The organism is Bartonella rattimassiliensis 15908 (genome assembly GCF_000278215.1).
Lineage (GTDB): Bacteria > Pseudomonadota > Alphaproteobacteria > Rhizobiales > Rhizobiaceae > Bartonella > Bartonella rattimassiliensis.
Window position 1 is genome coordinate 242,156 of record NZ_JH725065.1, and the last position, 10,481, is coordinate 252,636.

Sequence of the window (10,481 nt, forward strand, 5' to 3'; positions counted from 1 at the left end):
AGTGTGTTGTTTTGGTTTATGCACTTTTTCTAAATGGGGGATTTAAATTTGGAATTATGGAGTGTGAATAATGCAACGAAAATTGAAATTAAGTTTTTATGCGTTAATGACCAGTAGTTTTTTTATCAAGATTGCGAATGCAGATGGAGTAGCAACAGTAAAAGAAAAGCTATTAACACCAGTAGGTATCAATGAATATCTAAAAGAAAATCGAAAATTGTCATCCAAAGTAAGGGGATTAAAAGCAAAAAAAGGGGAGGCAGAGATGATAGTACATGAAAAGACGATAGAAGGGAAGAAGTATTCAGAAAAGGAAAGGGATGGATTAGAAAACCTATTCTTTGAAGTTCTCACAAATTCAATAATAAGCGATGGTGCTACTATTTATATTACTAACCGTGACTCTGAAGATTCTGAAATAAATAGCTTTAGCTATGAAGATGCAGCCTATTCCATTAATAATACAGTTCAGGAGGGTGGAAAACTCTATATTGTTGAGGCGAGTGTTAGTAGAGATACGACAATTGAGCATGGTGGGATTGAGTATGTTCAAAACTTGAGCAATTCAGAATATACCATTGTTAAAAAAGGGGGAAAACAGATTGTTGAAAGTGGTGCAAATGCTGAGGGGGTGAAAATCTATGGTGGTGAGCAGATTATTTGGGGTAAGGGACGCCTTGGAAATGGTTTGTTGCTTAAAGATAAGGAAAGTAGTGTTTATAGCACTGAAATTTATGCTGCAGATGGAATGCCAGGAATACAAAGTGTCTATAGTGGGGGGATGGCTGTTGACACAAAGGTTATGAAAGGAGGTGTCCAGAATCTTGATGGTAAAGAGAATTTTAATAATGGCTTCTCAGAAGATGCTGATACGGAAGATGAAGATTTTACAATAAATGAGGGGGCTTTTGTACTTAATACCGAACTTTTTAAAAATGGGGTGCAGAATATTTTCGCAGGAGGCAATGCGAGCGAAGTTACTTTATACGATAGAGCTACTCAAAATATATATGATTCTGGATACGCGGATAATCTGACAATTAATCATCAAGCAAAGTCATGGGTTTTTGCTGGTGCAATATTAGATAAGGATACAAATGTTCATGATTTTGGAAGCCTTTATCTTTATGCTAGTAAAGGTGAATCAGTTACAGAAATAGAAAATCTTAATTTAAGTGGAGAAGATACCAAATCATACATTGTTGCTCCTGAAAATAACAGCAAAAAATCTCATGTTAAGCTCCAGAATTTAAAAGGAAATGGTAGAGTTATTTTTACGTCTTTAGGAACTGATAAGCATTATTCTCAGCTTAATATTGATGATCTTTCAGGTTCTTTACATTTCGATTTTAATGTCAACTTTGCCAAACACCTTAGTGATCATCTTGTCATTAAAAAAAATAGTTCTGGTTATCATACAATAAGTGTGACTGATTCTGGGCGTGAAATTACAAATTCTTCTCACAAAAAGCTTAAATTAATTTCTGATCACAGTGGAAGCGCTCATTTTACTCTGACAAATACTTTTGGTGAAAAAATCGAAACGATTGATGTCGGAACCTATAGGTATAGTTTGAAATACAGAAAGAATAAAAATACCGGTAAAATTTGGTTTTTAGATGCGAATTATGCTCTTGATGAGACAAATACCTCTTTATTTTCTGATGTTAGTTTGCAACCATCTGCTATAGCTTCATTATCGAATGATCTCACAGAACTCACAATTGAAAAGGGAATGATTGTTACAATTTCTGATCCTAGCTCTGATCGTAACAGTGAGAAAATTGATAGCAATGGAGAAACTTCAATTAGTAATACGGTTAAAGATGATGGACAGCTCACCATTTATAACGGTGGTTTTAGCTTGTATACGACAATTCAAAGAGGTGGTATTGAGCTTATTAAAACACAGGGTCTTTCACAGGATAGTATGGTTAAGAGAGGGGGAAAACAAAAGATTGAAGATGGAGGGAAAGCTGAAGGGGCTAAAATTTCTGGTGGTGAGCAATTTGTTTCAGGAAAGTCTAATATCAAAGGTGAGATGGTAAGAAGCAGCGCCTATGACATCGTTATTTCTGGTGAAAAGGATATGCGAGGCTATCAGAATGTGTACGATGATGGAGAGGTTTTTCGCACAAAGATCATGGAAGGAGGGGTACAAAATCTTTATGTAGAAGAGGATCTAAACAATTATGGCAGTTTTGCATTCGATACGAAGATCTTTTCTGGTGGAGAGCAACACGTATTAGCGGGGGGAATGGCTCTTGGAGTTCTTTTACAAGGGAGTGCTTTTCAGAAAATAGATTTAGGGGGCTACGTAAAAGATTTAATCATTAAGGATCAAGCACAATCGTGGTTACATTCTGGTGCAACATTAGAAGGAAGCACTATGATTCATGATTCTGGGCGAATTTATCTTTATGCTGGTGCTGAGCAATCTCGTACTGAAGTCGAAAAAATTGTTTTAAATGGCAGAGATACAAAATTATACGCTATTGCTTCCAATATGGATGGTGAAAGTTCCTTGATTGAGAATCTGAGTGGCGATGGCAGTGTTATTTTTACTTCTACCGTTTTTAATCCACATTACTCTAAACTTGAGGTCGGTAATCTTTCAGGTAATTTACATTTTAGACTAAAGACCAATTTTGAGGAGCAGCGCGGTGATTATCTTCTTATAAAAAAGGGGGAAGGACATCATACAATAAGCGTGATTGATTCTGGTATTGAAATTGCCAATTTTTCTCTACAAAACCAGAACTTAGTTTTAGAGCTTGATTTAATTCATGAACAAAGTGGAAAAGCTCATTTTACTTTGACGGATTTTTCCGGTGAAAAGATTAGTATGATTGATGGCGGAGTCTACATGTATGATCTAAAGATGAAAGATCATAACGGTGGAAAGATTTGGTATTTGGCTACGTCACAAACAACTTTTACTCCTGTAATTTCCTCACCTCATGCGGATTCTATAGATAAGCTTCTTGAAAAAGAAGAGAATGTGACATCTTCAAAAGATTTTAATATCTCTGATGTCATGAATTTCAGTATTCATCAGGGAGGAGGCATTTTACAAAATTTTTGGCTTAGTGATGATCGCATAGTTTCTATTTCTGATGATGGAGGGGCTCATAAGCAATCCGTTAATACGACAATTGAGGGATCTGGAATACTTTATGTTGAAGCTGGTGGGTTAAGTAAGAATACGACAATTGAAAATGGTGGTTCAGAGATTGTAGGGGAACAGGGAATATCGGAGTCTACGATTATTTACGAGGGTGGAAAACAAAAGATAGAAGGAGGAGGAACAGCATTGCAGACTACAATTTACGGTGGTGATCAACTTATTTGGGGAGATAGTTACGAGAACGGTGGGGTTGTTGGAAGTAGTGCTTATAACACGATAATTTATGGACAAGGTGATATACTGGGACAGCAGAATGTGTACGATGATGGAATGGCAGTGAGAACAAAAGTGATGAATGGAGGAATACAAACTCTTGCTAAATGGTTTCCCGGTGATGATAACTTTGCGGAAAAAGACGGTGGTTTAGCGGTGAATACTGAGGTTTTCGCGGATGGTGTACAAAGGGTATTAGAAGGAGGAAAGGCAGATCTTGTGACTTTACACAGTTATGCTGTTCAAGAAGTTCATGCTGGTGGTACTGTAAAAAATCTAACAATTAAAGAGCGAGCTAATTCATGGGTCTTTGCTGGTGCGATATTAGAAGGGACAGTAAAGGTTCATAATTTTGGACAACTCCATCTTTATGCTGGAAGTGATGGTTTTTATACGGAAGATAAAAATCATCATACTACAGTCGATGATATCAATTTAGAGGGAGAAAATGCTAAATTATACTCTATTTCTAATGGATATGGAACTATAGAGACGTATATTAAGAAGTTGAGCGGTATAGGAGATATTATTTTTGCTTCTACGGAATCCGATTTACATTACTCTAAGCTTCATGTTGATGATCTTTCGGGCAGTCTCCATTTCAAATTTAATGTTAGCCTTGCAGAAGGAGAAGGTGATTATCTCTTTATCAAGAATGGTCATGGTTCTCACACAGTAAGTGTAGTCGATTCTGGCATTGAAATTGTTGATCCTTCTTCAACGTTACTTGATTTAATTTGGGATCAAAGTGGAGGTGCGCATTTTACTCTGCAAAGTTTTTCTGGTCTAAAAATTGGAATGGTTGATGGTGGAACCTACACGTATGGTTTAAAACAAAGAATTGGTGAGGATGAGGTGGGCAAAGTTTGGTATTTATCTGCGGTCTTTATTGATAATTTTCCATTTCTTAACAGCTTGCCACGGAGTAGAAGCAGATCTGCGCGGCATTTAAGTCAAAATCAACCGGTTTCTTCTCTTTCAACTATTACAGCTACAAAAGAGTATGCGATTAAATTGTCGGATCGAAGAGAAAATGGCCAAAACTTGAGGCAAAAGTCTCCAGTATCTGTTTCTCCAACTGTTTCAACTCAAGCACAACAAGTTATTGAAGTATCAGGTTCATTAGCTTCTCCTTATCTTCCTAATGTAAAACAACAAACTGTTTCTGCAGTGTCTTCTCAATCTTCAGCTGATCAGACGATGTTGCGTCCAAGCACTCAGGATCAATCTTCTCCACAAGTGAGTGAGACGCTTTCAGTTTCTCAGTTTTTAACAACACCTTCTACAGATGCAGTATTGTCTATGTCTGTAGCTCCAGCGATGATATTTCACAATGAAATACAAACTGTGCGTTCAGGACGGGGAATTTTAGATAAAGGTAAAAAGAATACGGCTTTATGGACCTATGCGATTAAATCTAAAGAGAGCATTGCAACAGAACATATAGATTTTAAGCTCGATCAGACTGGTATCGTTTTGGGGATCAATGGTTTAAGCGAGTGGGAAAATGGAGAGTTTTATATCGGTGGTTTTGGCAGTTATGATCGTGCCGGTATTGCGCATGCACGGGGAGGCACCAGTGATCTCAATACTTATGGCATTGGCGCTTATGTCACTTATTTGGATCATAGTGGATGGTATATCGACGGTATTTTAAAATACAATCATTATCAAAATACTCTGAAGGCAGTTTCAACGAATGGTTTAGGGATTGAAGGAACCTATACGCAATGGGCAGTAGGTACCTCCTTTGAAGCGGGTTATCGACTTCAGACGTCAAAGAGCAGTTGGCTCCAGCCTTATGGACAATTTACATGGCTGAAAGTTGAGGGTAAAGAAATCAAGTTATCGAATGATATGACAGGTGACATGCGTCCCTTTACTTCATTACGCAGTGAGGTTGGCTTATCTTTAGGGTATGAATTTGGCTCTCCTCGCGAGGTTTCTTCATCACTTGCATATATAACAGCAGCATGGTTACGTGAGAATAAAGATGACAATCAGACGTTGATTAATCAACGACATCCATTTACCACAGACTTATCAGGCAATGCGGGTAAATTAGGAATAGGTTTGAGCAGTTTTGTGAGTGAGAAGTTAAAGTTATATGGTGAGGCTCATTATGTTAAAGGGCGTAAAATAAAACAGTCTTTTCAGGGTATTTTAGGTGTACGCTATAGTTTCTAAATATAAGGTTATCCTTTATTTTTAAGGTATGATTGTTTTTTAAAATCTTTAATTTAAAGTGCAATTTTCAGAGCATGCAGCTTCGCTTTTCATGACAGATTATATACTCTATTTTATATTATAGTTTATTATATGTTACTTTTTTCTTTGATAAAAAACTTTAAAGAAATATAGGAATTCCCTTATATTCTCGATCAGAAACGCATCTAAGAGATTGTAAAGAATAGTTTTTAGTGAAGTAATGGAGCTACTCAGAAGAATTATTACAATCTAAGATTGAAAATGTATTTTGTAGAGCTAATTACATTTGGTGTCTATGCAAACGTGAAGGGGGGCGTATATGACTATACAATATAAATGGAAACGGAATTTTTGGATATTCATATTAAGTAACTGTTTTGTGTATACTGCTGCGGCAAATGAGGGGAGAAAACAACTTTTTTGTCAATCTTCAAGTTATGAAAATGAGCCAGGAAGCTGCATACTTAGAGCATCGAATGATTTCACTGTAAAGAAGCGCAATAAATTAGATTTTTTAAAAAATCCGAGCGATTTTACTATTGTTAAAGATGTGAGAGGGTTAGCGAGACAACAAGAACTTGATGGAAGTAGTTATGAAAATGTTGGATGTAATGTACAAGAAAATACTGCATTTCTTAAAAAACCTGAACTTATCTCTATTAAAGATGGGGCATTGCTAGAAAATTATGTCCTTGATAATGAAGGTAAAGCTTACATTTCAAATGATGGTGAAAGTGATAATCCAGGGCAATCCATTAATAACACCGTAAGGAATGGTGCAGAGCTTTATGTATATGCAGGAGGTCTCAGTGAGGATAGTAAAATTGAACATGGTGGAATTGAAAATGTTCAGGCTCTAAAGGGAAAACAAGGCTTTTCGAAAGGTACTATTGTTAAAGAAGGCGGACAACAAAGTGTTGGAAATGGAGGGAAAGTAGAGGGGACTAAAATTTATGGTGGTGAGCAGCTTGTTTTCGGCGAGGGGGATGTGGGAGGAGAGATTAAAGGGAGTATTGCTTCTCATACTGTCATTTATGGTCAAGATGAAACATTCGGCCAACAAAAGGTATATGATGGAGGGAAAGTTTGGAATACCAAGGTTATGCGAGGGGGCGTACAAGAGGTTGGAAAAAAATCTCAAAATGTAAAAAATGGTGGTTTTGCATTTGAAACAGAAGTTTTTGGTGGTGGAAAACAACGTATCTTAAAAGGTGGTCAGGCTATTGGTGTCACTTTAAATGAGAGCGCTATTCAAGAAATAGATAGTGATGGATCTGTAAAAAATCTAACAATGCATGATGAAACAAAATCGTGGGTGCGTGCTGGAGCTATATTAGAAGGAAAGACACAAATAAATCATTCTGGAAAGCTTCATCTTTATGCTGGCAATGATCAACATCGTACCACGGTAGAAGATGTTATTTTAAATGGAAAAGATACAAAACTGTACACTATCACTGATGAGTTTGATGGAAAAAGCTCTTTGATACAAAGATTAAGCGGTGAGGGGAGTGTTATTTTTGCGTTTACGGGTTCTGATCCATATTATTCTCAGATTCATGTAAATAATCTTTCAGGAAATTTACATTTTGCATTCAATACCACAATTGCTCATAACCGTGGCGATTATCTCTTGATTGAGAAAGGTACTGGGAAGCATACGATAAGTGTTGCTGATTCTGGAGTTGAAATCACTGATCCTTTTTCAAATAAACGTGATTTAATTACGGATCAAAGTGGTGGGGCGCATTTTATGCTGACAAATCTTAAAGGTGAAAACATTAACGCCATTGATGGGGGAACCTATATGTATGGCCTGAAAGAAAGAAAGTATGAAAATGGAAAAGTTTGGTTTTTATCTGCAGACCGCCTCAATGGACCGGAAACTTCTTTTTCAGATCTTACAAATCCATTCGTTCCTGGTGGAACATCAACCACTCCCTCGACTGATGCAGTGTTAACACTGTCCGTAGTTCCTGGAATTATTTTTAACAATGAGTTGCAAATTGTACGGAATGGTAGAAAAATTTGGGACAGAAATAAGAAAGATATTGAACTATGGACTTATGCCATTAAGAGCAGAGAACGCGTTGCGACAGGCCATATACATTTTAAACTTGGGCAAACAGGTTTAGTTTTTGGTGCTGATCATTTGAGGGAGTTAAAGCATGGTGAGCTGTATGTTGGTGGTTTCGGTAGCTATGATCAAGCACGTATTTCTCATGCACGAGGTGGTGATAGCGATCTGAACTCTTATAGCATTGGAACTTATACAACTTATTTCGATCATCGTGGATGGTATATGGATGGTGTTTTGAAATATAATTATTACCGAGATAATTTGAAAGCCATCTCAACGAATGGATTAGCTATTCAAAGTCATTATAATCAGTGGGCGATAGGTGGGTCATTTGAGATTGGTTGTTATTTTGAACCGGCACAGAATACTTGGATGCAGCCTTATATAAAGCTAACAGGTTTGCAGGTTGAAGGTAAAAAAATAAAACTCTCCAATAAAATGATAGGTGACCTAAGCCCATTGATTTCATTCCATAGTGAAGTTGGATTGATTGCAGGACATGAATTTTTTGTGAACTCAGAAACTTCATTAACAGCTTACATTATGGCAGCTTGGTTGCGTGAGAATATAAATAATAATTATACGATAATTAATAATCAGCATAAATTTATCACAGACTTATCAGGTAATGTGGGTAAATTGGGAATTGGTTTAAACAGTTCAGTCAATGATAAATTAACACTTTATGCGGAAGCACATTATTTAAAAGGACATAAGCTTAAGAATGCTCTTCAAGGTACTTTAGGATTACGCTATAGTTTCTAAATATACGCGTACACGATTGATTAACTTTACAAATGTAATTGTTTTGCAAACTTAAGCAAACAACGCTCGGCTTTATCTTTTTGAGAGTGTAGAGACTTTCTAAACAATGAGGATGTCTTTATACTCTTTTTTAGAGGTGCGAGTGTTTTTTTTATCTATAACTTTAAATATTGCAAATTGTTTCTTGAAAAAAATAAACAATTTGAATTTTATTTAGTTTTTTAGTGATTTATAAATTTACAACTTATAGTTGTTTAATTTAAAAAATAACACTATTAAATTGTATATAGACATAAATAAAACACATTACGATACAATCTAAGGCCTGTTACCTACGTAGCCGCGGGATATTTTTCTAAATAATTGAAAGTGGAGTGTAGATTATGCGGTATAAGTACAAGTTAAGTTTTTCAGTATTGATGATCAGTAGTTGTCTTGTGCAAGTTGCAAGTGCAGTTGAGAGTAAAGGGCTAAAAAGAGTGGAACATTTGGGGAATGGAGTAGAGGTACCAAAAGGTTCAGCACTGATTTCTCGTATTGTCAGCAATAACGTTAAGATTGAAGATGGTGGTGTTGAGATCGTTGAAAATGGAGCAACTTCTATAGGTTCCACTATTAAAAAAGGGGGGATGCAAATAGTTACACGTGGAGGAAATGCAATAAATGCTAAAATCCTTGGAGGTAAGCAGTTTGTTCATGAAGAGGCAAATCTTGATCTTACAAGCGTGGAGAGAAAAAGTACTGCATATAATACCACAGTTTCTGGGGAGGGGGGAGCAGTGGGACAGCAGAATGTGTATGATGGGGCATGGGTTTGGAAGACAAAAGTAGGAAATAACGGAGAACAAAATCTTTACGCGGCGCAAAGACAAGAGGGGGGAAAATCAATGGATACAGAAGTATCTGGGGATGGGAGACAGCATGTTTTAGCGCATGGAGGAGCTTATAATACTAATTTGAAGGGGAAAGCTGTTCAAGTTGTATATCCTAGAGGGTTTGTTGATACTTTAACTATTATGGATTCTGCTAAATCGTGGCTACATATTGGTGTACAAGCAGTTGTTGGAGAGGTAAGGGTCAATAGTGGTGGAGAACTTTATTTATTCGCTGGTGATAAAACAAATCACATTACCAAGAAAAATATTCCTATAAAAGGAAGAGCTGATGAAACGATATTTGAGATTGGTGAACGAAAGATAGGAGAGAAACCTCAGATTGAAATTGAAGATTTAGGAGGGAACGGAGGAACTGTCATTTTTACTTCTATTCCGTATGATCCACGACATATTTCACTTCATGTTGAGAAACTTTCAGGGGATTTACATTTTCGATTCAATATTAGTGCTACGTGGGATGCAAGTGATTACTTGACGATTGGTGAGGGTGCAGGTAACCACAAAATAAGCATTGCAGATTCTGGTCATGAAATTACAGGTTTTCTCTCACAAGAAAATAGTTTTGTTACTGAGATTCCGTTAGCTACCGATAGAAGCCAAAATGGAGGAGCTAATTTTACTCTGGAAGATTTTTTTGGTAAAGAAATTACAACTGTTGATGGTGGAACCTATCAGTATCAATTGCTGAAGAGAGAGAGATGTGCTAACTCTAGTGGTAATTCAGCAACTTGGTATTTAGGCAGAGTATCTAAAGACAAGGAGCGTTCTAATAATGAGGTACAGTGTGTAAGCAAGAAAACGAAGGTTCCTGTTGCATTATCTGCTGGTAGTAGTACATCATCGCAGAAAGGCGCTTCTTCTAGAAGAAAAAGCAATAATTCCGGTGGATCTAACAAACCACCAGCTAAATTGCGGCCTCCACGTCATTTAAGAGAGGGACAGAATGTTTCTAGTGTGTCGGTATCTTCAACTCAAGCACAACAAGTTATTGAAGTATCAGGTTCATTAGCTTCTCCTTATCTTCCTAATGTAAAACAACAAACTGTTTCTGCAGTGTCTTCTCAATCTTCAGCTGATCAGACGATGTTGCGTCCAAGCACTCAGGATCAATCTTCTCCACAAGTGAGTGAGA

3 protein-coding genes are annotated in these 10,481 nt (G+C 36.8%); all 3 read left to right on the forward strand.

The features are described from left to right. Positions 1–70 precede the first annotated feature (70 nt). Positions 71–5,587: a BafA family autotransporter gene (gene bafA / locus MCY_RS03970; RefSeq protein ID WP_007347084.1), complete on the forward strand. Its 5,517-nt coding sequence runs from the start codon at positions 71–73 to the stop codon at positions 5,585–5,587. Between the two features lie 340 nt (positions 5,588–5,927). Beyond that, complete coding sequence (gene bafA, locus MCY_RS03975) at positions 5,928–8,453, forward strand: BafA family autotransporter (protein WP_007347085.1); 2,526 nt, start codon at positions 5,928–5,930, stop codon at positions 8,451–8,453. A 383-nt stretch (positions 8,454–8,836) separates the two neighbouring features. Continuing rightward, positions 8,837–10,481: pertactin-like passenger domain-containing protein (locus tag MCY_RS03980; RefSeq protein WP_007347086.1), on the forward strand; the 1,645-nt coding region annotated here is incomplete at its 3' end.

Bases quoted from the DNA above. Each gene is read 5' to 3' on its own strand.
- bafA (WP_007347084.1), top strand. From the start codon at position 71: ATGCAACGAAAATTGAAATTAAGTTTTTATGCGTTAATGACCAGTAGT.
- bafA (WP_007347085.1), top strand. From the start codon at position 5,928: ATGACTATACAATATAAATGGAAACGGAATTTTTGGATATTCATATTA.